General features: G+C 57.0%; 34 protein-coding genes. All 34 read left to right on the top strand.

Annotated elements, in window-relative coordinates:
* Positions 1-25 precede the first annotated feature (25 nt).
* On the top strand, positions 26-4,099 hold the full coding sequence (rpoB, locus tag OO258_RS19175) for a DNA-directed RNA polymerase subunit beta (RefSeq protein WP_110745261.1): 4,074 nt from the start codon (positions 26-28) through the stop codon (positions 4,097-4,099).
* A gap of 64 nt (positions 4,100-4,163) precedes the next feature.
* Complete coding sequence (rpoC, locus tag OO258_RS19170) at positions 4,164-8,363, top strand: DNA-directed RNA polymerase subunit beta' (RefSeq protein ID WP_110745260.1); 4,200 nt, start codon at positions 4,164-4,166, stop codon at positions 8,361-8,363.
* A 211-nt stretch (positions 8,364-8,574) separates the two neighbouring features.
* Positions 8,575-8,946 carry a 30S ribosomal protein S12 gene (gene rpsL, locus OO258_RS19165; protein WP_003255492.1) on the top strand — a complete coding sequence of 124 codons (372 nt, stop codon included), beginning with the start codon at positions 8,575-8,577 and terminating at the stop codon, positions 8,944-8,946.
* A 106-nt stretch (positions 8,947-9,052) separates the two neighbouring features.
* On the top strand, positions 9,053-9,523 hold the full coding sequence (rpsG, locus tag OO258_RS19160) for a 30S ribosomal protein S7 (protein WP_003246741.1): 471 nt from the start codon (positions 9,053-9,055) through the stop codon (positions 9,521-9,523).
* A 30-nt stretch (positions 9,524-9,553) separates the two neighbouring features.
* Positions 9,554-11,698 carry an elongation factor G gene (fusA, locus tag OO258_RS19155; RefSeq protein WP_110745259.1) on the top strand — a complete coding sequence of 715 codons (2,145 nt, stop codon included), beginning with the start codon at positions 9,554-9,556 and terminating at the stop codon, positions 11,696-11,698.
* Between the two features lie 27 nt (positions 11,699-11,725).
* A complete protein-coding gene (tuf, locus tag OO258_RS19150; protein ID WP_003255489.1) occupies positions 11,726-12,919 on the top strand; it encodes an elongation factor Tu in 1,194 nt (397 codons plus the stop codon).
* 141 nt (positions 12,920-13,060) lie between these two features.
* On the top strand, positions 13,061-13,372 hold the full coding sequence (gene rpsJ / locus OO258_RS19145) for a 30S ribosomal protein S10 (RefSeq protein WP_003186070.1): 312 nt from the start codon (positions 13,061-13,063) through the stop codon (positions 13,370-13,372).
* Positions 13,373-13,452: 80 nt separating this feature from the next.
* Positions 13,453-14,088, top strand: a complete 636-nt coding sequence (rplC, locus tag OO258_RS19140) for a 50S ribosomal protein L3 (protein ID WP_003255486.1) — start codon at positions 13,453-13,455, stop codon at positions 14,086-14,088.
* Between the two features lie 12 nt (positions 14,089-14,100).
* The gene (gene rplD, locus OO258_RS19135) at positions 14,101-14,703 is read left to right on the top strand and encodes a 50S ribosomal protein L4 (protein WP_003255485.1); all 603 of its coding nucleotides are present in this window, start codon (positions 14,101-14,103) and stop codon (positions 14,701-14,703) included.
* Positions 14,700-14,999 carry a 50S ribosomal protein L23 gene (gene rplW, locus OO258_RS19130; protein ID WP_003255484.1) on the top strand — a complete coding sequence of 100 codons (300 nt, stop codon included), beginning with the start codon at positions 14,700-14,702 and terminating at the stop codon, positions 14,997-14,999. The genes rplD and rplW overlap by 4 nt, the downstream gene beginning before the upstream one ends.
* Before the next feature lie 14 nt (positions 15,000-15,013).
* On the top strand, positions 15,014-15,838 hold the full coding sequence (gene rplB, locus OO258_RS19125) for a 50S ribosomal protein L2 (RefSeq protein WP_003255483.1): 825 nt from the start codon (positions 15,014-15,016) through the stop codon (positions 15,836-15,838).
* 16 nt (positions 15,839-15,854) lie between these two features.
* Entirely contained in the window at positions 15,855-16,130 is a 276-nt protein-coding gene (rpsS, locus tag OO258_RS19120; RefSeq protein WP_003255482.1) for a 30S ribosomal protein S19, read from the top strand.
* 11 nt (positions 16,131-16,141) lie between these two features.
* Positions 16,142-16,474 (top strand): 50S ribosomal protein L22, encoded by a 333-nt coding sequence (gene rplV / locus OO258_RS19115; RefSeq protein WP_003103908.1) that lies wholly within the window; start codon positions 16,142-16,144, stop codon positions 16,472-16,474.
* Positions 16,475-16,487: 13 nt separating this feature from the next.
* A complete protein-coding gene (rpsC, locus tag OO258_RS19110; protein ID WP_003255481.1) occupies positions 16,488-17,174 on the top strand; it encodes a 30S ribosomal protein S3 in 687 nt (228 codons plus the stop codon).
* 12 nt (positions 17,175-17,186) lie between these two features.
* Positions 17,187-17,600, top strand: a complete 414-nt coding sequence (rplP, locus tag OO258_RS19105) for a 50S ribosomal protein L16 (RefSeq protein ID WP_003255479.1) — start codon at positions 17,187-17,189, stop codon at positions 17,598-17,600.
* The gene (rpmC, locus tag OO258_RS19100; protein WP_002555481.1) at positions 17,600-17,791 is read left to right on the top strand and encodes a 50S ribosomal protein L29; all 192 of its coding nucleotides are present in this window, start codon (positions 17,600-17,602) and stop codon (positions 17,789-17,791) included. Before rplP ends, rpmC begins: the two co-directional genes overlap by 1 nt.
* A gap of 2 nt (positions 17,792-17,793) precedes the next feature.
* The gene (gene rpsQ / locus OO258_RS19095; protein ID WP_003255478.1) at positions 17,794-18,060 is read left to right on the top strand and encodes a 30S ribosomal protein S17; all 267 of its coding nucleotides are present in this window, start codon (positions 17,794-17,796) and stop codon (positions 18,058-18,060) included.
* Positions 18,061-18,083: 23 nt separating this feature from the next.
* Positions 18,084-18,452 (top strand): 50S ribosomal protein L14, encoded by a 369-nt coding sequence (gene rplN / locus OO258_RS19090; protein WP_002555479.1) that lies wholly within the window; start codon positions 18,084-18,086, stop codon positions 18,450-18,452.
* An 11-nt stretch (positions 18,453-18,463) separates the two neighbouring features.
* A complete protein-coding gene (gene rplX / locus OO258_RS19085; RefSeq protein ID WP_003255476.1) occupies positions 18,464-18,778 on the top strand; it encodes a 50S ribosomal protein L24 in 315 nt (104 codons plus the stop codon).
* A gap of 20 nt (positions 18,779-18,798) precedes the next feature.
* Positions 18,799-19,338, top strand: coding sequence for a 50S ribosomal protein L5 (gene rplE, locus OO258_RS19080; RefSeq protein WP_003255474.1), 540 nt, complete (start codon positions 18,799-18,801; stop codon positions 19,336-19,338).
* Positions 19,339-19,351: 13 nt separating this feature from the next.
* Positions 19,352-19,657, top strand: a complete 306-nt coding sequence (gene rpsN, locus OO258_RS19075; RefSeq protein WP_009681970.1) for a 30S ribosomal protein S14 — start codon at positions 19,352-19,354, stop codon at positions 19,655-19,657.
* A 209-nt stretch (positions 19,658-19,866) separates the two neighbouring features.
* Positions 19,867-20,259 (top strand): 30S ribosomal protein S8, encoded by a 393-nt coding sequence (gene rpsH, locus OO258_RS19070; protein ID WP_019097628.1) that lies wholly within the window; start codon positions 19,867-19,869, stop codon positions 20,257-20,259.
* A 12-nt stretch (positions 20,260-20,271) separates the two neighbouring features.
* A complete protein-coding gene (gene rplF / locus OO258_RS19065) occupies positions 20,272-20,805 on the top strand; it encodes a 50S ribosomal protein L6 (protein WP_003255469.1) in 534 nt (177 codons plus the stop codon).
* Positions 20,806-20,815: 10 nt separating this feature from the next.
* Positions 20,816-21,166, top strand: a complete 351-nt coding sequence (gene rplR, locus OO258_RS19060; protein WP_003255467.1) for a 50S ribosomal protein L18 — start codon at positions 20,816-20,818, stop codon at positions 21,164-21,166.
* A 3-nt stretch (positions 21,167-21,169) separates the two neighbouring features.
* The gene (gene rpsE / locus OO258_RS19055) at positions 21,170-21,670 is read left to right on the top strand and encodes a 30S ribosomal protein S5 (protein ID WP_003255465.1); all 501 of its coding nucleotides are present in this window, start codon (positions 21,170-21,172) and stop codon (positions 21,668-21,670) included.
* A 2-nt stretch (positions 21,671-21,672) separates the two neighbouring features.
* On the top strand, positions 21,673-21,849 hold the full coding sequence (gene rpmD / locus OO258_RS19050; RefSeq protein ID WP_003255463.1) for a 50S ribosomal protein L30: 177 nt from the start codon (positions 21,673-21,675) through the stop codon (positions 21,847-21,849).
* 3 nt (positions 21,850-21,852) lie between these two features.
* Positions 21,853-22,287, top strand: a complete 435-nt coding sequence (gene rplO / locus OO258_RS19045) for a 50S ribosomal protein L15 (protein WP_003255461.1) — start codon at positions 21,853-21,855, stop codon at positions 22,285-22,287.
* On the top strand, positions 22,288-23,619 hold the full coding sequence (secY, locus tag OO258_RS19040) for a preprotein translocase subunit SecY (protein WP_003257108.1): 1,332 nt from the start codon (positions 22,288-22,290) through the stop codon (positions 23,617-23,619). It begins immediately after the preceding gene.
* 28 nt (positions 23,620-23,647) lie between these two features.
* Positions 23,648-23,764, top strand: a complete 117-nt coding sequence (rpmJ, locus tag OO258_RS19035; RefSeq protein WP_002555468.1) for a 50S ribosomal protein L36 — start codon at positions 23,648-23,650, stop codon at positions 23,762-23,764.
* Between the two features lie 131 nt (positions 23,765-23,895).
* Positions 23,896-24,252, top strand: a complete 357-nt coding sequence (gene rpsM / locus OO258_RS19030; protein ID WP_003255457.1) for a 30S ribosomal protein S13 — start codon at positions 23,896-23,898, stop codon at positions 24,250-24,252.
* A gap of 18 nt (positions 24,253-24,270) precedes the next feature.
* On the top strand, positions 24,271-24,660 hold the full coding sequence (gene rpsK / locus OO258_RS19025; RefSeq protein WP_003255454.1) for a 30S ribosomal protein S11: 390 nt from the start codon (positions 24,271-24,273) through the stop codon (positions 24,658-24,660).
* Positions 24,661-24,675: 15 nt separating this feature from the next.
* Complete coding sequence (gene rpsD, locus OO258_RS19020) at positions 24,676-25,296, top strand: 30S ribosomal protein S4 (RefSeq protein WP_009681977.1); 621 nt, start codon at positions 24,676-24,678, stop codon at positions 25,294-25,296.
* 22 nt (positions 25,297-25,318) lie between these two features.
* On the top strand, positions 25,319-26,320 hold the full coding sequence (locus OO258_RS19015; protein ID WP_003255452.1) for a DNA-directed RNA polymerase subunit alpha: 1,002 nt from the start codon (positions 25,319-25,321) through the stop codon (positions 26,318-26,320).
* A 42-nt stretch (positions 26,321-26,362) separates the two neighbouring features.
* The gene (gene rplQ, locus OO258_RS19010) at positions 26,363-26,749 is read left to right on the top strand and encodes a 50S ribosomal protein L17 (protein ID WP_003255451.1); all 387 of its coding nucleotides are present in this window, start codon (positions 26,363-26,365) and stop codon (positions 26,747-26,749) included.
* The last annotated feature ends 146 nt before the right edge of the window (positions 26,750-26,895 follow it).

The following is a 26,895-nucleotide window of genomic DNA, read 5'->3' as shown; positions in this document are numbered from 1 at the left end:
CAGGTGACCAAGCTGGGGAACGCTGATGGCTTACTCATACACTGAGAAAAAACGTATCCGCAAGGACTTTAGCAAGTTGCCGGACGTCATGGATGTGCCATACCTTCTGGCCATCCAGCTGGATTCGTATCGCGAATTCCTGCAAGCGGGAGCATCCAAGGATCAGTTCCGCGACGTCGGCCTGCACGCGGCCTTCAAATCGGTATTCCCGATCATCAGCTACTCCGGCAATGCTGCCCTGGAGTACGTAGGCTATCGCCTGGGCGAACCCGCCTTCGATGTGAAGGAATGTGTCCTGCGTGGCGTGACCTTCGCGGTCCCACTGCGGGTCAAGGTGCGCCTGATCATCTTCGACAAGGAATCGTCGAACAAAGCGATCAAGGACATCAAAGAGCAAGAAGTCTACATGGGTGAAATCCCCCTGATGACTGAGAACGGTACCTTCGTTATCAACGGTACCGAGCGTGTGATCGTTTCCCAGCTGCACCGTTCGCCTGGTGTGTTCTTCGACCACGACCGTGGCAAGACTCACAGCTCCGGCAAGCTGCTGTACTCCGCTCGCATCATCCCTTACCGCGGTTCCTGGCTGGACTTCGAGTTCGACCCGAAGGACTGCGTGTTCGTGCGTATCGACCGTCGCCGCAAACTGCCGGCCTCGGTGCTGCTGCGCGCCCTGGGTTACAGCACAGAAGAAGTGCTGAATACCTTCTACACCACCAACGTCTTCCACATTTCCGGCGAAAAGCTCAGCCTGGAACTGGTGCCGCAGCGTCTGCGTGGTGAAGTCGCGGTCATGGACATCCATGACGAAACCGGCAAAGTCATCGTTGAGCAAGGCCGCCGTATCACTGCGCGCCACATCAACCAGCTGGAGAAGGCTGGCGTCAAGCAGCTGGACGTTCCTATGGAATACGTCCTTGGCCGCACCACTGCCAAGGCTATTGTGCATCCGGCTACCGGCGAGATTCTCGCCGAGTGCAACACCGAGATGACTACCGAACTGCTGATCAAGGTCGCCAAGGCACAGGTTGTCCGCATCGAGACCCTGTACACCAACGACATCGATTGCGGTCCGTTCATCTCCGACACGCTGAAGATCGACACCACCAGCAACCAGCTGGAAGCCTTGGTCGAGATCTATCGCATGATGCGTCCAGGCGAGCCGCCAACCAAGGATGCTGCCGAGACCCTGTTCAACAACCTGTTCTTCAGCGCCGAGCGTTACGACCTGTCCGCCGTTGGCCGCATGAAGTTCAACCGTCGTATCGGTCGTACCGAGATCGAAGGTTCGGGCGTTCTGAGCAAGGAAGACATCGTCGAGGTTCTGAAGACCCTGGTCGATATCCGTAACGGCAAAGGCATCGTCGACGACATCGACCACCTCGGTAACCGTCGCGTTCGTTGCGTCGGCGAGATGGCCGAGAACCAGTTCCGTGTTGGCCTGGTGCGTGTTGAGCGCGCGGTCAAGGAACGTCTGTCGATGGCGGAAAGCGAAGGCCTGATGCCGCAAGACCTGATCAACGCCAAGCCGGTAGCGGCCGCGGTGAAGGAGTTCTTCGGTTCCAGCCAGCTGTCCCAGTTCATGGACCAAAACAACCCGCTCTCCGAGATTACCCACAAGCGCCGCGTCTCTGCACTCGGCCCTGGCGGTCTGACCCGTGAGCGTGCTGGCTTCGAAGTCCGTGACGTACACCCGACCCACTACGGTCGCGTGTGCCCGATCGAGACCCCTGAAGGTCCGAACATCGGTCTGATCAACTCCCTGGCAGCCTATGCCCGCACCAACCAGTACGGCTTCCTGGAAAGCCCGTACCGCGTGGTGAAGGAAGGCGTTGTCAGCGACGATATCGTGTTCCTGTCGGCTATCGAAGAAGCGGATCACGTCATCGCCCAGGCTTCGGCCGCGATGAACGAGAAGAAGCAGCTGATCGATGAGCTGGTAGCTGTTCGTCACTTGAACGAATTCACCGTCAAGGCGCCGGAAGACGTCACCCTGATGGACGTTTCGCCGAAGCAGGTTGTTTCTGTTGCTGCTTCGCTGATTCCGTTCCTCGAGCACGACGACGCCAACCGTGCGTTGATGGGTTCGAACATGCAGCGTCAGGCTGTACCAACCCTGCGTGCCGACAAGCCGCTGGTAGGTACCGGCATGGAGCGCAACGTTGCCCGTGACTCCGGTGTCTGCGTGGTAGCTCGCCGCGGTGGTGTGATCGACTCGGTCGACGCCAGCCGTATCGTCGTTCGCGTCAATGACGACGAAGTCGAGACCGGTGAAGCAGGTGTAGATATCTACAACCTGACCAAGTACACCCGTTCGAACCAGAACACCTGCATCAACCAGCGTCCGCTGGTGAGCAAAGGTGACAAGGTTCAGCGCAGCGACATCATGGCTGACGGTCCGTCCACCGACATGGGTGAGCTGGCTCTGGGTCAGAACATGCGCATCGCGTTCATGGCGTGGAACGGCTTCAACTTTGAAGACTCCATCTGCCTGTCTGAGCGTGTGGTTCAGGAAGACCGCTTCACCACCATCCACATCCAGGAACTTACCTGTGTGGCGCGTGACACCAAGCTCGGCCCAGAGGAAATCACTGCGGACATCCCGAACGTGGGTGAGGCTGCACTGAACAAGCTGGACGAAGCCGGTATCGTCTATGTAGGTGCTGAAGTAGGCGCTGGCGACATCCTGGTGGGTAAAGTGACGCCTAAAGGCGAAACCCAGCTCACTCCGGAAGAAAAACTGCTGCGCGCGATCTTCGGCGAGAAGGCCAGCGACGTTAAGGACACCTCCCTGCGTGTGCCAACCGGCACCAAGGGTACCGTCATCGACGTACAGGTCTTCACCCGTGACGGCGTTGAGCGCGACAGCCGCGCACTGGCCATCGAGAAGATGCAGCTGGACGAGATCCGCAAGGACCTCAACGAAGAGTTCCGCATCGTCGAAGGTGCAACCTTCGAGCGTCTGCGTTCTGCCCTGAACGGCCAAGTGGTCGACGGTGGTGCGGGCCTGAAGAAAGGCACCGTGATCACTGACGAAGTGCTGGACGGTCTGGAGCACGGCCAGTGGTTCAAACTGCGCATGGCTGAAGATGCACTGAACGAGCAGCTGGAAAAGGCTCAGCAGTACATCGTCGACCGTCGCCGTCTGCTGGACGACAAGTTCGAAGACAAGAAGCGCAAGCTGCAGCAGGGCGATGACCTGGCGCCGGGCGTACTGAAGATCGTCAAGGTATACCTGGCAATCCGCCGTCGCATCCAGCCGGGTGACAAGATGGCCGGCCGTCACGGTAACAAGGGTGTTGTCTCGGTCATCATGCCGGTTGAAGACATGCCGCACGATGCCAACGGTACTCCGGTCGACGTCGTCTTGAACCCGCTGGGCGTACCTTCGCGTATGAACGTTGGTCAGATCCTCGAAACCCACCTGGGCCTGGCGGCCAAGGGCCTGGGCGAGAAGATCGACCGCATGCTCGAAGAGCAGCGTAAAGCTGCTGAGCTTCGCGTGTTCCTGACCGAGGTCTACAACGAGATCGGCGGTCGTCAGGAAAACCTCGAAGAGTTCACTGACGCAGAGATCTTGGCTCTGGCCCACAACCTGAAGAAAGGCGTGCCGATGGCTACTCCGGTCTTCGATGGTGCCAAAGAGCGCGAGATCAAGGCCATGCTGAAACTGGCAGACCTGCCAGAAAGCGGCCAGATGGTGCTGTTCGATGGCCGTACCGGCAACAAGTTCGAGCGTCCTGTGACCGTTGGTTACATGTACATGCTCAAGCTGAACCACTTGGTGGACGACAAGATGCACGCGCGTTCCACTGGTTCCTACAGCCTGGTTACCCAGCAGCCGCTGGGTGGTAAGGCGCAGTTCGGTGGTCAGCGTTTCGGGGAGATGGAAGTGTGGGCGCTGGAAGCATACGGCGCGGCATACACCCTGCAAGAAATGCTCACAGTGAAGTCGGACGACGTGAACGGCCGTACCAAGATGTACAAGAACATCGTGGATGGCGATCACCGTATGGAGCCGGGCATGCCCGAGTCCTTCAACGTGTTGATCAAAGAGATTCGTTCGCTCGGTATCGATATCGATCTGGAAACCGAATAACACGTGACGCGAAGGGGAGTGGGGCAGGTTATGCCCGCTCCCTGCTCCGCCAGGAGGAAAGGCCTTGAAAGACCTACTGAATTTGCTGAAAAACCAGGGTCAAGTCGAAGAGTTCGACGCCATCCGCATCGGTCTGGCGTCGCCTGAAATGATCCGTTCGTGGTCGTTCGGTGAAGTTAAGAAGCCGGAAACCATCAACTACCGTACGTTCAAGCCTGAGCGTGACGGCCTGTTCTGCGCCAAGATCTTTGGCCCAGTCAAGGACTACGAGTGCCTGTGCGGCAAGTACAAGCGCCTCAAGCACCGCGGCGTAATCTGCGAGAAGTGCGGCGTTGAAGTTGCCCTGGCCAAGGTTCGTCGTGAGCGCATGGCGCACATCGAACTGGCCTCGCCGGTTGCCCACATCTGGTTCCTGAAGTCGCTGCCGTCCCGTATCGGCCTGCTGATGGACATGACCCTGCGTGATATCGAGCGCGTGCTCTATTTCGAGAGCTATGTCGTTATCGACCCGGGCATGACTACCCTGGAAAAGGGCCAGCTGCTGAACGACGAGCAGTACTTCGAAGCGCTGGAAGAGTTCGGTGACGACTTTGACGCCCGCATGGGTGCCGAGGCTGTCCGCGAGCTGCTGCACGCTATCGACCTGGAGCACGAGATCGGCCGCCTGCGCGAAGAAATTCCGCAGACCAACTCGGAAACCAAGATCAAGAAGCTGTCCAAGCGCCTGAAGCTGATGGAAGCTTTCCAGGGCTCGGGCAACCTGCCAGAGTGGATGGTCCTGACCGTCCTGCCAGTACTGCCGCCGGACCTGCGTCCGCTGGTGCCGCTGGATGGTGGCCGCTTCGCGACCTCCGACCTGAACGACCTGTATCGTCGGGTGATCAACCGTAACAACCGTCTGAAGCGCCTGCTGGATCTGTCGGCGCCGGACATCATCGTGCGCAACGAAAAGCGCATGCTGCAGGAAGCGGTTGACGCCCTGCTGGACAACGGCCGTCGCGGTCGCGCCATCACTGGCTCGAACAAGCGTCCGCTGAAGTCCTTGGCCGACATGATCAAAGGTAAGCAAGGTCGCTTCCGTCAGAACTTGCTCGGTAAGCGTGTGGACTACTCCGGCCGTTCGGTAATTACCGTAGGTCCGACCCTGCGTCTGCACCAGTGCGGTCTGCCGAAGAAGATGGCCCTCGAGCTGTTCAAGCCGTTCATTTTCGGCAAGCTGGAAATGCGTGGTCTGGCGACCACCATCAAGGCTGCCAAGAAGATGGTCGAGCGTGAGCTGCCAGAGGTGTGGGACGTTCTCGCCGAAGTGATTCGCGAACACCCCGTGCTGCTCAACCGTGCACCGACCTTGCACCGTCTGGGTATCCAGGCCTTTGAACCGGTACTGATCGAAGGTAAGGCTATCCAGCTGCACCCGCTGGTCTGCGCCGCGTACAACGCCGACTTCGACGGTGACCAGATGGCGGTCCACGTGCCTCTGACCCTGGAAGCCCAGCTCGAAGCACGTGCGCTGATGATGTCGACCAACAACATCCTGTCGCCAGCCAACGGTGAGCCAATCATCGTTCCGTCGCAGGACGTTGTACTGGGTCTGTACTACATGACCCGTGAAGCCATCAACGCCAAGGGCGAGGGTCGCGTGTTCGCCGACCTGCAGGAAGTCGACCGCGTATTCCGCGCCGGCGAAGCTGCCCTGCACGCAAAAATCAAGGTTCGTATCAACGAAACCGTGAAAGAGCGTGATGGTTCGGTGGTCAAGAATACCCGCATCGTCGACACCACTGTCGGCCGTGCGTTGCTGTTCCAGGTTGTACCGGCAGGCCTGCCGTACGACGTGGTCAACCAGCCAATGAAGAAAAAGGCGATCTCCAAGCTGATCAACCAGTGCTATCGCGTGGTTGGTCTGAAAGAGACCGTTATCTTCGCTGACCAGCTGATGTACACCGGTTTCGCTTACTCGACCATTTCCGGCGTTTCCATCGGTGTTAACGACTTCGTTATCCCGGACGAGAAAGCCCGCATCATCGGTAACGCTACCGACGAAGTGAAGGAGATCGAGAGCCAGTACGCCTCCGGCCTGGTAACCCAGGGCGAGAAGTACAACAAGGTCATCGACTTGTGGTCGAAGGCGAACGACGAAGTGTCCAAGGCGATGATGGCCAACCTCTCGAAAGAGAAGGTCATCGACCGCGAAGGCAAGGAAGTCGAGCAAGAGTCCTTCAACTCGATGTACATGATGGCTGACTCGGGTGCGCGGGGTTCCGCAGCCCAGATCCGTCAGCTGGCCGGTATGCGTGGTCTGATGGCCAAGCCGGACGGCTCCATCATCGAGACGCCTATCACTGCGAACTTCCGTGAGGGTCTGAGCGTACTCCAGTACTTCATCTCGACTCACGGTGCTCGTAAGGGTCTGGCGGATACCGCACTGAAGACCGCTAACTCCGGTTACCTCACTCGTCGTCTGGTAGACGTTGCCCAGGATCTGGTAGTAACCGAGATCGACTGCGGCACCGACCAGGGCCTGCTGATGACGCCGCACATTGAAGGCGGTGATGTTGTAGAGCCGCTGGGTGAGCGTGTACTGGGCCGTGTCATTGCCCGTGACGTGTTCAAGCCAGGCACCGAGGACGTCATCGTTCCGGCCGGTACCCTGGTTGATGAGCAGTGGGTCGAGTTCATCGAGCTGAACAGCATCGATGAAGTTGTCGTGCGTTCGCCGATCAACTGCGAAACCCGCTACGGCATCTGCGCCAAGTGCTACGGTCGCGACCTGGCTCGTGGTCACCAGGTGAACATCGGTGAAGCTGTCGGCGTTATCGCTGCTCAGTCGATCGGTGAGCCGGGTACCCAGCTGACCATGCGTACGTTCCACATCGGTGGTGCTGCAAGCCGTACTTCGGCTGCGGACAGCGTCCAGGTCAAGAACGGCGGTATGGTGCGCCTGCACAACCTCAAGCAGGTTGAGCGTGCCGACGGTAACCTGGTTGCCGTGTCGCGTTCCGGTGAGTTGGCCATCGCCGACGAATTCGGTCGTGAGCGTGAGCGCTACAAGCTGCCTTACGGTGCGGTGATTTCGGTCAAGGAAGGTGAAAAGGTCGAAGCTGGCGCCATCGTCGCCAAGTGGGACCCGCACACCCACCCGATCGTTACCGAACTGAAAGGTACCGTGACCTTCGTGGGCATGGAAGAAAACATCACCATCAAGCGTCAGACCGATGAGCTCACCGGCTTGACCAACATTGAAGTACTGGACGTCAAGGATCGCCCTGCCGCAGGCAAGGAAATCCGTCCGGCCATCAAGATGGTCGATGCTGCTGGCAAGGATCTGTACCTGCCAGGTACCGACGTACCTGCCCAGTACTTCCTGCCGGCCAACGCCCTCGTTGGTGTTGCCGACGGTGCGCAGATCGGTGTTGGTGATGTTATTGCGCGTATCCCGCAAGAAACGTCGAAGACCCGTGACATCACCGGTGGTCTGCCGCGCGTTGCCGACTTGTTCGAAGCGCGTCGTCCGAAAGAAGCCTCGATTCTGGCTGAAGTCAGCGGCACCATCGCATTTGGTAAAGAGACCAAGGGCAAGCGTCGCCTGGTCATCACTCCGACCGACGGTAGCGATCCGTACGAAGAGCTGATTCCGAAGTGGCGCCACCTGAACGTCTTCGAAGGTGAACAGGTAAACCGCGGTGAAGTAATCTCCGACGGTCCGAGCGATCCGCACGATATCCTGCGTCTGCTGGGTGTTAGTGCGCTGGCGAAGTACATCGTCAACGAGATTCAGGACGTTTACCGTCTGCAAGGCGTGAAGATCAACGACAAGCATATCGAGACCATCCTGCGTCAGATGCTGCGCAAGGTCGAGATCTCCGAGTCGGGCGATTCCAGCTTCATCAAGGGCGACCAGATGGAACTGACCCAGGTACTGGTAGAGAACGAGCGTCTCGCCGGCGAGGACAAGTTCATCTCCAAGTTCACCCGCGTGCTGCTGGGTATCACCAAGGCGTCGCTGTCGACCGAGTCGTTCATCTCCGCGGCTTCCTTCCAGGAAACCACCCGCGTACTGACCGAGGCGGCGGTAACCGGCAAGCGCGACTACCTGCGCGGCCTGAAAGAGAACGTGGTCGTGGGTCGTCTGATCCCGGCTGGTACCGGTCTGGCTTACCACAGCGAGCGCAAGCGTCGCCGTGATGCCGACAAACCGCTGCGTGTGAGCGCCAGTGAGGTGGAAGCCGCACTGACCGAAGCACTGAATTCCAGCGGTAACTAAGTACAGGGCAGGGCCCCGGCAAGCCTCGAACGGGCATCGGCGACATGAAATGTTGCCGATGATCGGGCGGGGAGGGCCGGGGCCTCGTCTTGACTGGGTGCAAGATCCTCTTTAGACTTTTGTACCCTTAAATTTGGTGAGGCTCCGTCTCGCCAATTTTTGGCTTTCTTGCAAGACAATAGAGTCGCAAGACAATCAGTGGAGCTAGTAGATGGCAACTATCAACCAGCTGGTACGTCAGCCGCGTAAGCGTTCGGTCGAGAAGTCCGACGTTCCTGCGCTGCAGAACTGCCCGCAACGTCGTGGCGTGTGCACCCGTGTGTACACCACCACGCCGAAAAAACCTAACTCGGCACTGCGTAAAGTATGCCGTGTGCGTCTGACCAACGGTTTCGAGGTTTCCTCGTACATCGGTGGTGAAGGCCACAACCTGCAAGAGCACAGCGTCGTCCTGATTCGTGGCGGCCGTGTAAAAGACTTGCCAGGTGTTCGTTACCACACCGTTCGCGGCTCTCTGGATACTTCGGGCGTTAAAGGCCGTAACCAGGGTCGTTCGAAATACGGTACCAAGCGTCCGAAGTAATCGGCCGTTTGCAGACATCCATTTTTTTGAGTCGATAAGAGTAAGGTCGGGCAGGGGTCGAAGACCCACGTCCCGGGCTAACCTGAAGACCGTTTGAGGGCTTATCATGCCAAGACGTCGTGTAGCAGCAAAACGTGAGATCCTTGACGATCCGAAGTACGGATCCCAGATCCTCGCCAAGTTCATGAACCACGTGATGGAAAGCGGCAAGAAGGCCGTAGCCGAGCGCATCGTTTACGGTGCTCTGGATACCGTCAAAGCACGCAAGAACAGCGACCCCCTGGAAATCTTCGAGAAAGCTCTCGACGCCATCGCTCCGCTGGTCGAAGTAAAGTCCCGCCGTGTCGGCGGTGCCACTTACCAGGTTCCGGTTGAAGTTCGTCCATCCCGTCGTAACGCTCTGGCAATGCGCTGGCTCGTAGACTACGCCCGCAAGCGCGGCGAGAAGTCGATGGCTCTGCGCCTGGCCGGCGAGCTGCTGGATGCTGCCGAAGGCAAGGGTGCTGCAGTCAAGAAGCGTGAAGACGTTCACCGTATGGCTGAAGCCAACAAAGCGTTCTCGCACTACCGCTTCTAATTCAAGCATCAATCATTTTGCGAGGGCTTTATGGCTCGTACTACAGCAATTAACCGCTACCGTAACATCGGTATCTGTGCCCACGTTGACGCGGGCAAGACTACCACTACCGAGCGGATCCTGTTCTACACAGGTCTGAGCCACAAGATGGGCGAGGTGCATGACGGCGCCGCGACCACCGACTGGATGGTGCAGGAGCAGGAGCGCGGTATCACCATTACCTCCGCTGCCGTTACCACCTTCTGGAAAGGTTCGGTTGGTCAGTATGACAACTACCGTGTAAACGTCATCGATACCCCCGGCCACGTTGACTTCACCATTGAAGTAGAGCGTTCGCTGCGCGTACTCGACGGCGCGGTCGTTGTGTTCTGCGGTACCTCCGGCGTTGAGCCTCAGTCCGAAACCGTATGGCGTCAAGCCAACAAGTACGGCGTTCCACGTGTTGTTTACGTGAACAAGATGGACCGTGCCGGTGCAAACTTCCTGCGCGTCGTAGGTCAGATCAAGAACCGTCTGGGTCACACCCCAGTGCCGGTTCAGCTGGCCATCGGTTCGGAAGATAACTTCCAGGGTCAGGTCGACCTGATCAAGATGAAGGCTATCTACTGGAACGAAGACGACAAAGGCACCACCTACCGCGAGGAAGAGATTCCTGCGGACATGCTCGAGCTGGCCGAAGAATGGCGCGCGAACATGGTGGAAGCTGCTGCCGAAGCCAACGAAGAGCTGATGAACAAGTACCTTGAAGAAGGTGAGCTGACCGTCGAAGAGATCAAGGCAGGCCTGCGTGCGCGCACCCTGGCCAGCGAGATCGTTCCGGCTGTCTGCGGTTCGTCGTTCAAGAACAAGGGCGTTCCCCTGGTTCTCGACGCTGTCATCGACTACCTGCCTGCTCCGACCGAGATTCCTGCCATTCAGGGTATCAACCCGGATGACAAGGAGCTGGACAAAGAAGATCCGGCTGTTCGTAAGGACGAGCGTCACGCAGACGACAACGAGCCGTTCTCGGCTCTGGCGTTCAAGATCGCGACCGACCCGTTCGTAGGTACTCTGACCTTCGTTCGCGTCTACTCGGGTGTTCTGAAGTCCGGTGACTCGGTAATCAACTCGGTCAAGGGCAAGAAAGAGCGCGTTGGTCGTATGGTGCAGATGCACGCCAACCAGCGTGAAGAGATCAAGGAAGTGCTCGCTGGCGACATCGCAGCGCTGATCGGCATGAAAGATGTGACCACCGGCGAAACCCTGTGCGACATCGATAAGCCAATCATCCTTGAGCGTATGGACTTCCCTGAGCCGGTGATTTCGCTCTCCGTTGAGCCGAAAACCAAGGCTGACCAGGAGAAGATGGGTATCGCTCTGGGCAAGCTGGCCCAGGAAGACCCATCGTTCCGCGTCAAGACCGACGAAGAAACCGGCCAGACCATCATCTCCGGTATGGGTGAGCTGCACCTGGACATCCTCGTTGACCGCATGAAGCGCGAGTTCAACGTCGAAGCCAACATCGGCAAGCCGCAGGTTTCGTACCGCGAGAAAATCACCAAGTCCGGCGTTGAGATCGAAGGCAAATTCGTTCGTCAGTCGGGTGGTCGTGGTCAGTTCGGTCACTGCTGGATCCGTTTCTCGGAGCCAGATCAGGACGACAAGGGCAACATCACCGAAGGTCTGGTGTTCTCCAACGAAGTCGTTGGTGGCGTGATTCCTAAGGAATTCATCGCTCCGATCCAGAAGGGTATCGAAGAACAGATGAAAAACGGCGTTGTTGCCGGTTATCCTCTGATCGGCCTGAAGGCCACGGTATTCGACGGTTCGTACCACGACGTCGACTCCAACGAAATGGCGTTCAAAATCGCCGCTTCGATGGCAACCAAGCAGCTGGCCCAGAAGGGCGGCGGCGTGGTTCTCGAGCCGATCATGAAGGTCGAAGTTGTAACCCCGGAAGACTACCTGGGTGACGTGATGGGTGACCTGAACCGTCGTCGTGGTCTGGTCCAAGGTATGGATGAGTCGGTCTCTGGCCGCGTCGTCCGCGCCGAAGTACCGCTCGGAGAGATGTTCGGTTACGCAACCGACGTTCGTTCCATGTCTCAGGGTCGCGCAAGCTACTCCATGGAATTCTCCAAATACGCCGAGGCTCCGTCGAACATCGTCGAAGCGCTCATTAAAAAACAAGGCTAATCCCCTTTAGGCAAGAGGTTCACTGTCGTGGCTAAAGAAAAATTTGATCGTTCCCTTCCCCACGTTAACGTCGGCACCATCGGCCACGTTGACCACGGTAAGACCACTCTGACCGCAGCTCTGACTCGCGTTTGCTCCGAAGTTTTCGGTTCGGCAATCGTTGAGTTCGACAAGATCGACTCGGCTCCGGAAGAAAAAGCGCGCGGTATCACCATCAACACCGCTCACGTTGAGTACAACTCGACCATTCGTCACTACGCTCACGTTGACTGCCCAGGTCACGCTGACTACGTGAAGAACATGATCACCGGTGCTGCCCAGATGGACGGCGCGATCCTGGTTTGCTCGGCCGCCGATGGTCCGATGCCACAAACCCGTGAGCACATCCTGCTGTCCCGTCAGGTAGGCGTTCCGTACATCGTGGTCTTCCTGAACAAGGCTGACCTGGTAGACGACGCTGAGCTGCTGGAACTGGTCGAGATGGAAGTTCGCGACCTGCTGTCCACCTATGACTTCCCAGGCGACGACACCCCGATCATCATCGGTTCGGCTCGTATGGCGCTGGAAGGCAAAGACGACAACGAAATGGGCACTACCGCTGTTAAGAAGCTGGTAGAGACTCTGGACAGCTACATTCCTGAGCCAGTTCGTGCCATCGACCAGCCGTTCCTGATGCCGATCGAAGACGTGTTCTCGATTTCGGGTCGTGGTACCGTTGTTACCGGTCGTATCGAGCGTGGTATCGTCCGCGTTCAGGATCCGCTGGAAATCGTTGGTCTGCGTGACACCACCACCACCACCTGCACCGGTGTTGAGATGTTCCGCAAGCTGCTGGACGAAGGTCGTGCTGGCGAGAACTGCGGCGTTCTGCTGCGTGGTACCAAGCGTGACGACGTTGAGCGTGGCCAGGTTCTGGTCAAGCCAGGTTCGGTCAAGCCGCACACCAAGTTCACCGCAGAAGTCTACGTCCTGTCGAAGGAAGAAGGCGGCCGTCACACTCCGTTCTTCAAAGGCTACCGTCCACAGTTCTACTTCCGTACCACTGACGTGACCGGTAACTGCGAACTGCCGGAAGGCGTTGAAATGGTAATGCCAGGTGACAACATTCAGATGACTGTTACCCTGATCAAGACCATCGCAATGGAAGACGGTCTGCGCTTCGCTATCCGTGAAGGCGGTCGTACCGTCGGCGCCGGCGTTGTGGCCAAAATCATCGAGTAATCACTCGACCGATTGAAAAAACCCCCGCTCAGCGGGGGTTTTTTTTATTGGGTTGACACTAAATGGGGGCGTCTATAGAATCACGCCTCCTTTTAGCGGGCGTAGTGCGTCCGTTGGGAACAGCCTGGAGTCTGAAATCCAATGCAAAATCAGCAAATCCGTATCAGGTTGAAGGCTTTCGACCATCGCCTGATCGACCAATCCACCCAGGAAATCGTGGAAACCGCGAAACGTACTGGTGCACAAGTGCGTGGTCCAATTCCACTGCCTACCCGCAAAGAGCGTTTCACCGTTCTGGTTTCCCCGCACGTCAACAAAGACGCGCGTGACCAGTACGAGATTCGCACTCATAAGCGTGTTCTGGACATCGTCCAGCCAACGGATAAAACCGTTGACGCGCTGATGAAGCTTGATCTGGCGGCAGGTGTGGAAGTACAGATCAGCCTCGGCTAAGACTTCGGTCTAGTCGTGTAACGCTCTGAAATGGGCGGCCATAGCGGGTGAAAGCCCCGTACACTCATGAGGTTTACAACATGACTATTGGTGTAATCGGTCGCAAGTGCGGTATGACCCGCATTTTCACCGAAGAAGGTGTCTCCATTCCGGTCACGGTCATTGAGATCGAGCCGAATCGCGTCACCCAGTTCAAAACTGAAGAAACCGATGGCTACCGTGCAGTGCAAGTCACTGTCGGCGAGCGTCGTGCTTCGCGTGTGACTGCCGCTCAGGCAGGCCACTTCGCCAAGGCCAACGTTGCCGCTGGTCGCGGTGTTTGGGAGTTCCGTCTTGAAGAAGGCGATTTCCAGGCTGGCGATCTGATCAAAGCTGAACTCTTCACTGCAGGCCAGCTGGTTGACGTTACTGGTCAGTCCAAAGGTAAAGGCTTCGCCGGTACCATCAAGCGCTGGAACTTCCGTGGTCAGGACAACACCCACGGTAACTCCGTGTCGCACCGTGTTCCTGGTTCCATCGGCCAGTGCCAGACTCCTGGTCGTGTGTTCAAGGGCAAGAAAATGTCCGGTCACATGGGCGCCGAGCGCGTGACTGTTCAGTCCCTGGAAGTAGTTCGCGTAGACGCTGAACGCAACCTGCTGCTGATCAAGGGTGCCGTACCTGGCGCTACTGGCGGCGACGTGGTTGTACGTCCAGCTGTCAAGGCTCGCGGTTAAGGGGAAACTGACATGCAACTTAATGTAAATGACGCTCAGGCGATCGAAGTTTCCGAACTGACTTTCGGTGGCGAATTCAACGAGACGCTGGTTCACCAAGCAGTCGTGGCCTACATGGCTGGCGGCCGTCAGGGTACCAAGCAGCAGAAGACCCGTTCCGACGTGGCTGGTGGCGGTAAGCGCCCATGGCGTCAGAAGGGTACTGGCCGTGCTCGTGCTGGTACCACTCGTGGTCCGATCTGGCGTGGCGGTGGTGTAACCTTCGCAGCTCGCCCTCAAGATCACTCGCAAAAGCTCAACAAGAAGATGTATCGCGCAGCTCTGCGCTCCATCCTCGCTGAGCTGGTGCGTAGCGACCGTCTGGTCGTGGTTCAGGACTTCGCTGTTGAAGCACCGAAAACCAAAGATCTGCTGAACAAGCTGAACGGCATGGGTCTGAGCGACGTATTGATCGTTTCCGACGCTGTTGATCAGAACCTGTACCTGGCTGCTCGTAACCTGCCGCACGTCGACGTACGTGACGTACAAGGTTCCGACCCGGTCAGTCTGATCGCATACGAGAAAGTGTTGATCACTGTCTCGGCCGTGAAGAAATTCGAGGAGCTGCTGGGATGAACCAGGAACGCGTATTCAAAGTCCTCCTTGGCCCGCACGTTTCCGAGAAGGCTACCGTTCTGGCTGAGAAAAAAGGCCAGTTCGTATTCAAGGTTGCTACTGATGCAACCAAGCTGGAAATCAAGAAAGCTGTCGAAGGCCTGTTCAACGTAAAAGTTGAAAACGTGTCGACTGTTAACGTTCTGGGTAAAACCAAGCGTACCGCACGTGGTCTGGGCAAGCGTAATGACTGGAAGAAGGCGATCGTCTCCCTTCAGCCAGGCCAAGATCTCGATTTCAGCAGCAGTGCTGAGTAAGGAAGGGGTGCATCATGGCAATCGTTAAATGCAAACCGACTTCCCCTGGCCGCCGTTTCGTGGTCAAGGTGGTCAACAAGGAGCTGCACAAAGGCGCTCCTCACGCACCGCTGATCGAGAAAAAATCGAAGTCTGGTGGTCGTAACAACAATGGCCGCATTACCACTCGTCACGTTGGTGGTGGTCACAAGCAGCATTACCGTCTGGTCGACTTCCGTCGCAACGACAAAGATGGCATCCCAGCCACTGTCGAGCGTATCGAATACGATCCAAACCGTACTGCTCACATCGCCCTGCTGTGCTACGCAGACGGTGAGCGTCGCTACATCATCGCGCCTAAAGGCGTGAGCGCTGGCGACCAGCTGATCGCAGGTGCCCTGGCCCCAATCAAGGCCGGTAACTCCCTGCAGCTGCGCAACATTCCAGTAGGTAGCACCATTCACGGCATCGAACTGAAGCCGGGTAAAGGTGCTCAGATCGCTCGTTCCGCTGGTGCTTCGGCTCAGCTGATCGCTCGCGAAGGTGTCTACGTGACCCTGCGTCTGCGCTCTGGTGAAATGCGTAAAGTCCTGGCTGAGTGCCGTGCGACCCTGGGCGAAGTCTCGAACTCCGAGCACAGCCTGCGTTCGCTGGGTAAAGCTGGTGCCAAACGCTGGCGCGGCGTTCGCCCAACCGTTCGTGGTGTTGCCATGAACCCGGTTGACCACCCACACGGTGGTGGTGAAGGTCGTACCTCCGGTGGTCGTCATCCGGTATCGCCATGGGGCTTCCCAACCAAGGGTGCTAAAACCCGTGGTAATAAGCGTACCGACAACATGATCGTCCGTCGTCGCAAGTAACTAGAGGGATACGACAGTGCCACGTTCTCTGAAAAAAGGTCCTTTTATCGATCTTCACCTGTTGAAGAAGGTCGAAGTGGCGGTGGAGAAGAACGATCGCAAGCCAGTTAAAACCTGGTCGCGTCGCTCGATGATCCTGCCACAAATGGTCGGTCTGACCATCGCGGTTCACAACGGTCGCCAGCATGTCCCAGTTCTCGTGAACGAAGACATGGTCGGCCACAAACTGGGCGAGTTCGCCGGTACCCGCACCTATCGCGGGCACGTGGCTGACAAGAAAGCCAAGCGTTAAGGGGTAAGGAAATGGAAGTAGCCGCTAAGTTGTCGGGCGCTCGCATCTCCGCCCAGAAAGCCCGCTTGGTCGCCGACCAGATCCGCGGGAAGAAGGTGGGCGAAGCGCTCAACCTGTTGGCCTTCAGCAGCAAAAAAGCCGCTGAAATCATGAAGAAAGTCCTCGAGTCGGCCGTAGCCAACGCCGAACACAACGAAGGCGCAGACGTTGATGACCTGAAGGTCTCCACCGTCTTCGTCAACGAAGGGCGTTCGCTGAAGCGCATCATGCCACGTGCCAAAGGCCGTGCTGATCGCATCGTCAAGCGGTCTTGCCATATCACTGTCAAGGTTGCGGACAAGTAACGGAGTCGATCAGATGGGTCAGAAAGTACATCCCACTGGCATTCGCCTGGGAATCGTCAAGGAGCACACCTCCGTCTGGTACGCAGACGGTGCTACTTACGCAGATTACCTGTTGAAGGATCTGAAAACGCGTGAGTACCTCCAAGACAAACTAAAAAGCGCGTCCGTAAGCCGTATCGATATTCATCGTCCGGCTCAAACTGCACGCATCACCATCCACACCGCTCGTCCAGGTATCGTTATCGGGAAGAAAGGTGAAGATGTCGAGAAGCTGCGTCAGGACCTGACCAAGCAGATGGGTGTGCCTGTGCACATCAACATCGAAGAGATCCGCAAGCCGGAACTCGACGCTATGCTGGTTGCGCAGAGCGTAGCTCAGCAGCTGGAACGCCGCGTAATGTTCCGTCGCGCCATGAAGCGCGCCGTACAGAACGCCATGCGTATTGGTGCCAAGGGCATCAAGATCCAGGTGAGCGGTCGTCTCGGCGGTGCTGAGATTGCTCGTACCGAGTGGTATCGCGAAGGTCGTGTGCCTCTGCACACCCTGCGTGCCGATATCGACTACAACACCTACGAAGCTCACACCACTTACGGTGTGATCGGTGTGAAGGTTTGGATCTTCAAAGGCGAAGTTATTGGTGGTCGCCAAGAAGAACTGAAACCACAAGCACCAGCGCCTCGTAAAAAAGCTGCTAAGTAAGGGGTACGCCAAATGTTGCAACCAAAGCGTACAAAATTCCGCAAGCAGATGACTGGCCACAACCGTGGTCTGGCACTGCGCGGTAGCAAAGTCAGCTTCGGCGAATTCGCCCTGAAAGCTGTTGCTCGCGGTCGCCTCACCGCTCGCCAGATCGAGTCCGCACGTCGTGCGCTGACCCGTCACGTTAAACGTGGCGGCAAGATCTGGATCCGTGTGTTCCCGGATAAGCCGATCTCCAAGAAACCTCTCGAGGTTCGTATGGGTAAAGGTAAGGGCTCCGTGGAATACTGGGTTGCCCAGATCCAGCCAGGTAAAGTCCTGTACGAGATCGAGGGTGTTTCTGAAGAGCTGGCGCGCGAAGCTTTCGCCCTGGCTGCTGCAAAGCTGCCTCTCGCCACCTCCTTTGTTAAGCGGACGGTGATGTGATGAAAGCGAATGAACTTCGTGAAAAATCGGCACAGCAACTGAACGAGCAACTGCTCGGCTTGCTGCGCGACCAGTTCAATCTGCGTATGCAGAAAGCAACTGGCCAGTTGGGGCAGTCGCACCTGCTCTCGCAAGTTAAGCGTGACATCGCTCGCGTGAAAACTGTGCTCAACCAGCAGGCAGGTAAGTGATCATGGCTGAAGCTGAAAAAACCGTCCGTACGCTGACTGGCCGTGTCGTCAGCGACAAAATGGACAAGACCATCACCGTTCTGATCGAGCGTCGCGTAAAGCACCCGATCTACGGTAAATACGTTAAGCGTTCGACTAAGCTGCACGCGCACGACGAAGCCAACCAGTGCAAGATCGGCGACAAGGTTTCCATTCGCGAAACCCGTCCGCTGGCCAAGACCAAGTCCTGGGCACTGGTTGAAGTCCTCGAACGCGCTGTTGAAGTCTAAGGGCTAGGGGTCGGAGAAATTTTATGATTCAGACTCAATCCATGCTCGATGTGGCCGATAACAGCGGCGCTCGTCGCGTCATGTGCATCAAGGTGCTCGGCGGTTCGCACCGCCGTTACGCCGGCATCGGTGACATCATCAAAGTAACCGTCAAGGAAGCGATTCCTCGCGGTAAGGTCAAAAAAGGCCAGGTGATGACTGCTGTTGTCGTTCGTACCCGTCACGGTGTACGTCGCGCTGACGGTTCCATCATTCGTTTCGACGGCAACGCTGCTGTTCTGCTGAACAACAAGCAAGAGCCGATCGGCACTCGCATTTTCGGGCCAGTGACCCGTGAACTTCGTACTGAGAAGTTCATGAAGATCGTCTCGCTCGCCCCTGAAGTGCTGTAAGGAGATCCGACATGCAAAAGATTCGTCGTGACGACGAGATCATCGTGATCGCCGGCAAAGACAAAGGTAAGCGCGGTAAGGTGCTGAAGGTTCTGGCTGATGACCGTCTGGTTATCGGTGGCGTGAACCTGGTCAAGCGTCATACCAAGCCTAACCCGATGGCGGGCGTTCAGGGCGGTATCGTCGAGAAAGAAGCGCCTCTGCACGCTTCCAACGTTGCCATCTTCAACGGCGAAACCAACAAGGCTGACCGCGTTGGTTTCAAAGTAGAAGACGGTAAAAAAATTCGTGTCTTCAAGTCGACCCAAAAAGCGGTTGATGCTTGAACACTGCTAGGTAGAAGACCATGGCACGACTGAAAGAGATTTACCGGAACGAAATCGCTCCTAAGCTTAAGGAAGAACTTAAGCTGTCGAACGTGATGGAAGTTCCGCGCGTTACCAAGATCACCCTGAACATGGGTCTGGGCGAAGCGATCGGCGACAAGAAAGTCATCGAGCACGCTGTTGCCGACCTGGAAAAGATCACCGGTCAAAAGCCGGTCGTGACTTTCGCTCGCAAATCCATCGCTGGCTTCAAAGTCCGCGAAGGCTGGCCGATCGGCGTCAAGGTGACCCTGCGTAGCGACAAGATGTACGAATTCCTGGACCGCCTGCTGGCGATCTCCCTGCCTCGGGTTCGCGACTTCCGCGGCCTGAATGCCAAGTCCTTCGATGGTCGTGGCAACTACAGCATGGGCGTGAAAGAGCAGATCATCTTCCCGGAAATCGACTACGACAAGATCGATGCTCTGCGCGGTTTGGACATCACCCTGACCACCACTGCTCGTTCGGACGACGAAGGCCGCGCTCTGCTGCGTGCTTTCAAGTTCCCGTTCCGCAACTGATTGGAGTAGGAAAATGGCCAAGAAGAGCATGAAAAACCGCGAGCTGAAGCGTCAGCTCACGGTAGCCAAGTTCGCTAAGAAGCGTGCTGAGCTGAAAGCGACCATCGTCAACGTCAACGCCTCTCCTGAAGAGCGTTTCGCTGCCGTTGTCGCTCTGCAGAAGCAGCCACGTGACGCTAGCGCCTCGCGCCTGCGCAACCGTTGCCGCCTGACCGGTCGTCCTCACGGTGTATACCGTAAGTTCGGCCTGGGCCGTAACATGCTGCGTCAAGCTGCAATGCGCGGCGACGTACCAGGTCTGGTCAAGGCCTCCTGGTAATCGCAGTAGGCAGATTCCCGGCGGAAGGGGAGCAATCTTCCGACCGTCGGTGACCTCGCCAACAAACAAGCCCCTATATGGGGCTTGTTTCGTTTCTGCCTTGTGTCTAGAATGACCGGCTCACCTGAGCCTGGGTTTTTTACCCAATCCGTTCGGGTGGTTGTCATAGCCGCAAGGCTAATAATTCTTGTATCAGGAGCATCTAGCCCATGAGTATGCAGGACCCGTTAGCGGACATGCTAACTCGCATCCGTAATGCCCAGATGGCTGAAAAGTCCGTCGTAAGCATGCCTTCGTCTACCCTGAAGGTCGCGGTTGCCAAAGTTCTGAAGGACGAAGGTTACATCGCTGGCTACCAGGTAACTGGTGAGGCCAAGCCTTCCCTGTCGATCGAACTGAAGTACTTCGAAGGCCGTCCGGTCATCGAAGAACTGAAGCGCTCCAGCCGTCCAGGCCTGCGCCAGTACAAGTCCGTCACTGAGCTGCCGAAAGTACGTGGCGGCCTGGGCGTGTCTATCGTCTCCACCAACAAAGGTGTGATGACTGATCGCGCTGCGCGCGCTGCCGGTGTCGGCGGCGAAGTTCTGTGCACAGTGTTCTAAGGGGAGATAGACATGTCTCGCGTCGCTAAGAACCCCGTTAAGCTGCCATCCGGTGTCGAAGTCAAATTCGCCGGCCAGCAGCTTTCGGTGAAGGGTGCCAAAGGCACTCTCGAACTGAACGTTCACTCGTCTGTTGAAGTTACCGAAGAGTCTGGTGAGCTGCGTTTCGTCGCTCGCAATGGTGACCAGCAAGCTCGTGCCATGGCCGGTACTACCCGTGCTCTGGTCAACAACATGGTCCAAGGCGTAAGCCAAGGCTTCGAGCGTAAGCTCCAGCTGGTCGGTGTTGGTTACAAGGCACAGGCTAAAGGCACCGTCCTGAACCTGGCCCTGGGCTTCTCTCACCCAGTGGACTACGAACTGCCAGCCGGTATCACCGCTGAAACGCCTAGCCAGACCGACATCCTGATCAAGGGTATCGACAAGCAGCTGGTAGGTCAGGTGGCCGCTGAAATCCGCGACTTCCGTCCGCCAGAGCCTTACAAAGGCAAAGGTGTGCGTTACGCGGACGAAGTAGTCCGTCGTAAAGAAGCCAAGAAGAAGTAGGGCCTAGTAAATGACCGACAAAAAAGTTATTCGACTGCGTCGCGCTCGCAAAGCACGTCTCAAGATGCACGAACTCGAAGTCGTGCGCCTGTGCGTGTTCCGCTCCTCGCAGCACATCTATGCCCAGGTCATTTCGGCCGACGGCAGCAAGGTTCTGGCAAGCGCCTCGACCTTGGACAAAGACCTGCGTGATGGCGCCACTGGCAACATCGACGCGGCCACTAAGGTTGGCAAGCTGGTAGCTGAGCGTGCGAAAGCCGCCGGTGTATCTCAAGTTGCCTTTGACCGTTCCGGCTTCAAGTACCACGGCCGCGTCAAAGCGCTGGCTGATGCTGCTCGTGAAGGCGGGCTGGAGTTCTAAGTTATGGCAAATAACGATCAAAAGCGCGACGAAGGCTACATCGAGAAGCTGGTTCAAGTTAACCGCGTTGCCAAAACCGTAAAAGGCGGCCGTATCTTCACTTTCACCGCGCTGACCGTGGTTGGTGATGGTAAGGGTCGTGTCGGCTTCGGCCGTGGCAAATCGCGCGAAGTACCAGCCGCGATCCAGAAAGCCATGGAAGCTGCTCGCCGCAACATGATCCAGGTTGACCTGAAGGGCACCACCCTGCAGTACGCCACCAAGGCTGCCCACGGCGCCTCGAAGGTTTACATGCAGCCTGCCTCGGAAGGTACCGGTATCATCGCCGGTGGCGCAATGCGTGCTGTCCTGGAAGTTGCTGGTGTTCAGAACGTTCTGGCCAAGTGCTACGGTTCGACCAACCCAGTGAACGTGGTTTACGCCACCTTCAAGGGTCTGAAAGCCATGCAATCTCCTGAATCCATTGCTGCCAAGCGCGGCAAGAGCGTTGAGGAGATCTTCTGATCATGGCAACCGTAAAAGTAACGCTGATCAAGAGCGTCTCGGGCCGTCTGCCTAACCACAAGCTGTGTGTTAAAGGCCTGGGTCTGCGTCGCATCGGTCACACTGTAGAAGTCCAGGATACTCCCGAGAACCGCGGGATGATCAACAAGGCTTACTACATGCTGAAGGTCGAGGGTTAATCGATGAAACTCAATGATCTGAGTCCAGCGCCGGGTTCCCGTCGCGAGAAGCATCGTCCAGGTCGTGGTATCGGTAGCGGTCTGGGTAAGACTGGCGGCCGTGGCCACAAAGGTCAGACTTCCCGTTCGGGCGGTTCGATCGCTCCTGGCTTCGAAGGCGGTCAACAGCCGCTGCACCGTCGTCTGCCGAAGTTCGGCTTCGTTTCCCTGAAAGCCATGGACCGCGCCGAAGTGCGTCTGTCCGAGCTGGCCAAAGTGGAAGGCGACGTGATCTCCGTGCAATCCCTGAAGGATGCCAACGTGATCAACCAGCACATTCAGCGTGTGAAAATCATGCTGTCTGGCGAAGTTACTCGCGCAGTCACCATCAAGGGTATCGCAGCCACCAAGGGTGCGCGTGCGGCTATCGAAGCAGCTGGCGGCAAATTCGAGGAATAAATGGCTAAGCAAGGTGCTCTCTCTTCGCTCGGTAAGGGCGGGATGTCGGAACTCTGGGCTCGTCTGCGCTTTCTGTTCATGGCGATCATCGTCTATCGGATAGGTGCGCATATCCCGGTTCCCGGCATCAATCCGGACCGTCTGGCGGATCTGTTTCGGCAGAATGAGGGGACCATTCTTAGCTTGTTCAACATGTTTTCCGGTGGCGCGCTCGAGCGCATGAGCATCTTTGCACTGGGGATCATGCCGTACATTTCGGCATCGATCATCATGCAGCTGATGACGGCGGTTAGCCCGCAACTGGAGCAGTTGAAGAAGGAAGGTGAAGCTGGCCGTCGCAAGATCAGCCAGTACACCCGCTACGGCACCGTTATCCTGGCACTGGTTCAAGCCATTGGCATGTCCATTGGCCTGGCCAACCAGGGCGTGGCGTTTTCTGTAGGCCTGGGCTTCCATGTCGTTGCCGTCTCCACTTTTGTGGCAGGCGCGATGTTCATGATGTGGCTGGGCGAGCAGATCACCGAGCGCGGTGTGGGCAACGGTATCTCGATGTTGATCTTCGCAGGTATCGTTGCCGGTCTTCCGAGAGCAATCGGGCAGTCTTTCGAGTCTGCACGCACAGGCGATATCAACATTTTCGCCCTGGTCGCAATCGGTTTGCTGGCAGTAGCGATTATCGGTTTCGTGGTGTTCATTGAGCGTGGTCAGCGTCGTATCGCCGTTCACTACGCCAAGCGTCAGCAGGGCCGCAAGGTCTTCGCTGCGCAGACCAGCCACTTGCCGTTGAAGGTGAACATGGCGGGGGTTATCCCGGCCATTTTCGCGAGCAGCATTTTGCTGTTCCCGGCTTCGCTGGGTGCCTGGTTCGGTCAGTCCGAGGGTATGGGCTGGCTGCAGGACATCTCGCAGTCGATCGCTCCTGGTCAGCCGTTGAACATTCTGCTGTTTAGTGCAGGGATCATTTTCTTCTGCTTCTTCTACACAGCATTGATGTTCAACCCGAAAGACGTAGCGGAAAACCTGAAGAAGTCCGGTGCCTTTATTCCGGGTATCCGTCCTGGTGAGCAGTCGGCGCGCTACATTGATGGCGTTCTGACCCGTTTGACCATGTTCGGTGCTCTTTACATGATGGCCGTCTGCCTTCTGCCCCAGTTCCTGGTGGTGGCAGCAAATGTGCCGTTCTACCTTGGCGGGACCTCGTTGCTGATTGTGGTAGTGGTTGTGATGGACTTCATGTCCCAAGTACAATCGCACCTCGTTTCGCACCAGTACGAATCCCTGATGAAGAAAGCCAACCTGAAAGGCTACGGTGGCAGCGGTTTGCTGCGCTGATACGCCCCTAAGGTTCGAGGAGTCGGTAATGAAAGTTCGTGCATCGGTGAAAAAGCTGTGCCGTAACTGCAAGATCATCCGTCGCGAAGGCGTCGTACGAGTGATCTGCAGCGCGGAACCGCGTCACAAACAGCGCCAAGGCTGAGTGTGATCTGCGCTTCAAACCCAGCAGCTAGTGTGCTGCTGGGTTGATTATTCGTTTCTACAGCGATATTATCTCGCGCCCTATTTCTTGGCTTCCGGGGCGTAGGTAGCTGTCAATTGGAGTCCCACTGAATGGCCCGTATTGCAGGCGTCAACATTCCAGATAACAAGCATACTGTTATCTCGCTGACCTACATCTATGGTGTCGGTCGCACAACTGCACAGAAGATCTGTGCAGACGCTGGTGTAAACCCAGCCGCTAAGATCAAGGATCTGAGCGACGAGCAAATCGAAACCCTGCGTGGCGAAGTCGCGAAGTTCACCACCGAAGGTGACCTGCGTCGTGACATCAACATGAAGATCAAGCGCTTGATGGACCTGGGTTGCTACCGCGGCCTGCGTCATCGTAAAGGTCTGCCGGTTCGCGGTCAGCGCACCAAGACCAACGCACGCACCCGTAAGGGCCCGCGTAAGCCGATCCGCAAGTAATCGCCCAGGAATATAGACATGGCAAAACCTGCTGCTCGTCCTCGTAAGAAAGTCAAAAAGACAGTGGTTGATGGCATCGCCCACATCCATGCTTCTTTCAACAACACCATCGTGACCATCACCGACCGTCAGGGCAATGCTTTGTCCTGGGCGACCTCCGGTGGTTCGGGTTTCCGTGGTTCGCGCAAATCCACCCCGTTCGCAGCCCAGATCGCTGCTGAGCGTGCTGGTCAAGCTGCGCTGGAATACGGTCTGAAGAACCTCGACGTCAACGTCAAGGGTCCAGGTCCAGGTCGTGAGTCCGCCGTTCGTGCACTGAACAGCTGCGGCTACAAGATCGCCAGCATCACCGACGTGACGCCTATCCCGCACAACGGGTGCCGTCCGCCGAAGAAGCGTCGCGTGTAATCAGGAGACAGAAGAATGGCACGTTACATTGGTCCAAAATGCAAACTGTCTCGTCGTGAAGGCACCGATCTGTTCCTGAAGAGCGGCGTTCGCGCTCTGGAATCGAAGTGCAACATCGAAGCAGCCCCAGGTATCCACGGCCAGCGCCGTGGCCGTCAGTCCGACTACGGCACCCAGCTGCGTGAGAAACAAAAAGTCCGTCGTATCTACGGTGTTCTGGAGCGTCAGTTCCGCGGTTACTACCAAGCTGCTGCCTCGAAAAAAGGCGCAACCGGTGAGAACCTGCTGCAACTGCTCGAGTGCCGTCTGGATAACGTCGTTTACCGTATGGGCTTCGGCTCGACTCGTTCCGAGTCCCGTCAGCTGGTTTCGCACAAAGCGATCAGCGTCAACGGTAAGACTGTAAACATTCCATCCTACCAAGTTCGTCCGGGTGACGTGGTCGCGGTTCGCGAGAAGTCGCTGAGCCAGCTGCGCATTGTTCAAGCCCTTGAACTGTGCGCCCAGCGTGGCCGCGTTGAGTGGGTTGATGTGGATGCTGCTAAAAAGTCGGGCGTTTTCAAGAACGTTCCTGCTCGCAGCGACCTGTCTGCCGACATCAACGAGAACCTGATTGTCGAGCTCTACTCCAAGTAAGGGCTAGAAAATAGGTGCATCCATGCAGATTTCGGTAAATGAGTTCCTGACTCCCCGCCATATTGATGTGCAGGTAGTCAGTCCGACCCGCGCCAAGATCACGCTCGAGCCTCTCGAGCGTGGTTTCGGCCATACCCTGGGCAACGCGCTGCGCCGCATCCTGTTGTCCTCCATGCCTGGCTGTGCAGTAGTCGAGGCCGAGATCGATGGCGTACTCCATGAGTACTCCGCGATCGAAGGTGTTCAGGAAGACGTAATTGAAATCCTGTTGAACCTGAAAGGCCTGGCTATCAAACTGCACGGTCGTGACGAAGTTACGCTGACCTTGTCGAAAAAGGGTTCGGGGGTGGTTACCGCTGCCGATATTCAGCTGGATCACGATGTCGAGATCGTCAACCCCGATCACGTAATCGCGAACCTGGCGTCGAACGGCGCCCTGAACATGAAGCTCACTGTAGCTCGTGGTCGTGGTTACGAGCCGGCTGACTCCCGTCAAACCGACGAAGACGAAAGCCGTAGCATTGGCCGTCTGCAGTTGGACGCTTCGTTCAGCCCGGTGCGTCGTATCGCCTATGTGGTCGAAAACGCCCGTGTTGAACAGCGTACCAACCTGGACAAACTGGTCATTGATCTGGAAACCAACGGCACCCTGGATCCTGAAGAGGCTATCCGCCGCGCTGCGACCATCCTGCAACAGCAGCTGGCCGCGTTCGTCGACCTCAAAGGTGACAGCGAGCCTGTCGTAGTCGAGCAGGAAGACGAGATCGATCCGATCCTGCTGCGTCCGGTTGACGACCTGGAACTGACTGTACGTTCGGCCAACTGCCTCAAGGCGGAGAACATCTACTACATCGGCGACCTGATTCAGCGTACCGAAGTAGAGCTGTTGAAGACTCCTAACCTGGGCAAGAAGTCCCTGACTGAAATCAAGGACGTCCTGGCCTCTCGTGGTCTGTCTCTCGGCATGCGCCTCGACAACTGGCCGCCTGCAAGTCTTAAGAAAGACGACAAGGCGACCGCCTGATCGTCGTAATCACCGAACGTAGTGTTTGGTAAGGAATGAATCATGCGTCATCGTAAAAGTGGACGTCACCTGAGCCGTACCAGCTCTCACCGCAAGGCTATGTTCCAGAACATGGCAGTGTCGCTGATCGAGCACGAGCTGATCAAAACCACCCTGCCGAAAGCCAAGGAACTGCGCCGCGTTGCCGAGCCGCTGATCACCCTGGCCAAGGAAGACAGCGTTGCTAACCGTCGTCTGGCCTTCGATCGTACCCGTTCGAAGTCCGCTGTTGGCAAACTGTTCAACGACCTGGGCAAGCGTTACGCCACCCGTCAGGGCGGCTACCTGCGCATCCTGAAGTGCGGTTTCCGCGCTGGCGACAACGCGCCTATGGCGTACGTCGAGCTGGTTGATCGTCCGGTCGGCGGTGCTGTAGAAGCTGCTGAGTAAGACGTTCTGTCTGCTACAAAGAACCGGGCCTAGTGCCCGGTTTTTTGTGTCTGTAGATATTGTTTATTTCTATTGATACAAGTCATGTAATGAATTTGTCCCTGTAATCTTGCTCATCGATACTCTCTCCATAGCCGTTTAGCCGG

Origin of the sequence: Pseudomonas sp. DCB_BI, assembly GCF_026240995.1 — a bacterium.
GTDB lineage: Bacteria > Pseudomonadota > Gammaproteobacteria > Pseudomonadales > Pseudomonadaceae > Aquipseudomonas.
The sequence above is the reverse complement of the archived record's forward strand: the minus strand, read 5'-3'. Positions and strand labels throughout refer to the sequence as shown.

Coding starts and splice junctions, on each gene's coding strand:
- secY (WP_003257108.1), top strand. CDS start 22,288: ATGGCTAAGCAAGGTGCTCTCTCTTCGCTCGGTAAGGGCGGGATGTCG.
- rpmJ (WP_002555468.1), top strand. CDS start 23,648: ATGAAAGTTCGTGCATCGGTGAAAAAGCTGTGCCGTAACTGCAAGATC.
- rplF (WP_003255469.1), top strand. CDS start 20,272: ATGTCTCGCGTCGCTAAGAACCCCGTTAAGCTGCCATCCGGTGTCGAA.
- rpsG (WP_003246741.1), top strand. CDS start 9,053: ATGCCAAGACGTCGTGTAGCAGCAAAACGTGAGATCCTTGACGATCCG.
- rplB (WP_003255483.1), top strand. CDS start 15,014: ATGGCAATCGTTAAATGCAAACCGACTTCCCCTGGCCGCCGTTTCGTG.
- rplE (WP_003255474.1), top strand. CDS start 18,799: ATGGCACGACTGAAAGAGATTTACCGGAACGAAATCGCTCCTAAGCTT.
- rpsE (WP_003255465.1), top strand. CDS start 21,170: ATGGCAAATAACGATCAAAAGCGCGACGAAGGCTACATCGAGAAGCTG.
- rpsM (WP_003255457.1), top strand. CDS start 23,896: ATGGCCCGTATTGCAGGCGTCAACATTCCAGATAACAAGCATACTGTT.
- rpmC (WP_002555481.1), top strand. CDS start 17,600: ATGAAAGCGAATGAACTTCGTGAAAAATCGGCACAGCAACTGAACGAG.
- rpsK (WP_003255454.1), top strand. CDS start 24,271: ATGGCAAAACCTGCTGCTCGTCCTCGTAAGAAAGTCAAAAAGACAGTG.
- rpoB (WP_110745261.1), top strand. CDS start 26: ATGGCTTACTCATACACTGAGAAAAAACGTATCCGCAAGGACTTTAGC.
- rplR (WP_003255467.1), top strand. CDS start 20,816: ATGACCGACAAAAAAGTTATTCGACTGCGTCGCGCTCGCAAAGCACGT.
- rpsD (WP_009681977.1), top strand. CDS start 24,676: ATGGCACGTTACATTGGTCCAAAATGCAAACTGTCTCGTCGTGAAGGC.
- rplC (WP_003255486.1), top strand. CDS start 13,453: ATGACTATTGGTGTAATCGGTCGCAAGTGCGGTATGACCCGCATTTTC.
- rplP (WP_003255479.1), top strand. CDS start 17,187: ATGTTGCAACCAAAGCGTACAAAATTCCGCAAGCAGATGACTGGCCAC.
- rplD (WP_003255485.1), top strand. CDS start 14,101: ATGCAACTTAATGTAAATGACGCTCAGGCGATCGAAGTTTCCGAACTG.
- rpsJ (WP_003186070.1), top strand. CDS start 13,061: ATGCAAAATCAGCAAATCCGTATCAGGTTGAAGGCTTTCGACCATCGC.
- OO258_RS19015 (WP_003255452.1), top strand. CDS start 25,319: ATGCAGATTTCGGTAAATGAGTTCCTGACTCCCCGCCATATTGATGTG.
- rplV (WP_003103908.1), top strand. CDS start 16,142: ATGGAAGTAGCCGCTAAGTTGTCGGGCGCTCGCATCTCCGCCCAGAAA.
- rpsC (WP_003255481.1), top strand. CDS start 16,488: ATGGGTCAGAAAGTACATCCCACTGGCATTCGCCTGGGAATCGTCAAG.
- rplX (WP_003255476.1), top strand. CDS start 18,464: ATGCAAAAGATTCGTCGTGACGACGAGATCATCGTGATCGCCGGCAAA.
- rpsN (WP_009681970.1), top strand. CDS start 19,352: ATGGCCAAGAAGAGCATGAAAAACCGCGAGCTGAAGCGTCAGCTCACG.
- fusA (WP_110745259.1), top strand. CDS start 9,554: ATGGCTCGTACTACAGCAATTAACCGCTACCGTAACATCGGTATCTGT.
- rpmD (WP_003255463.1), top strand. CDS start 21,673: ATGGCAACCGTAAAAGTAACGCTGATCAAGAGCGTCTCGGGCCGTCTG.
- rplQ (WP_003255451.1), top strand. CDS start 26,363: ATGCGTCATCGTAAAAGTGGACGTCACCTGAGCCGTACCAGCTCTCAC.
- rpsH (WP_019097628.1), top strand. CDS start 19,867: ATGAGTATGCAGGACCCGTTAGCGGACATGCTAACTCGCATCCGTAAT.
- rplW (WP_003255484.1), top strand. CDS start 14,700: ATGAACCAGGAACGCGTATTCAAAGTCCTCCTTGGCCCGCACGTTTCC.
- rplN (WP_002555479.1), top strand. CDS start 18,084: ATGATTCAGACTCAATCCATGCTCGATGTGGCCGATAACAGCGGCGCT.
- rpsQ (WP_003255478.1), top strand. CDS start 17,794: ATGGCTGAAGCTGAAAAAACCGTCCGTACGCTGACTGGCCGTGTCGTC.
- rplO (WP_003255461.1), top strand. CDS start 21,853: ATGAAACTCAATGATCTGAGTCCAGCGCCGGGTTCCCGTCGCGAGAAG.
- rpsL (WP_003255492.1), top strand. CDS start 8,575: ATGGCAACTATCAACCAGCTGGTACGTCAGCCGCGTAAGCGTTCGGTC.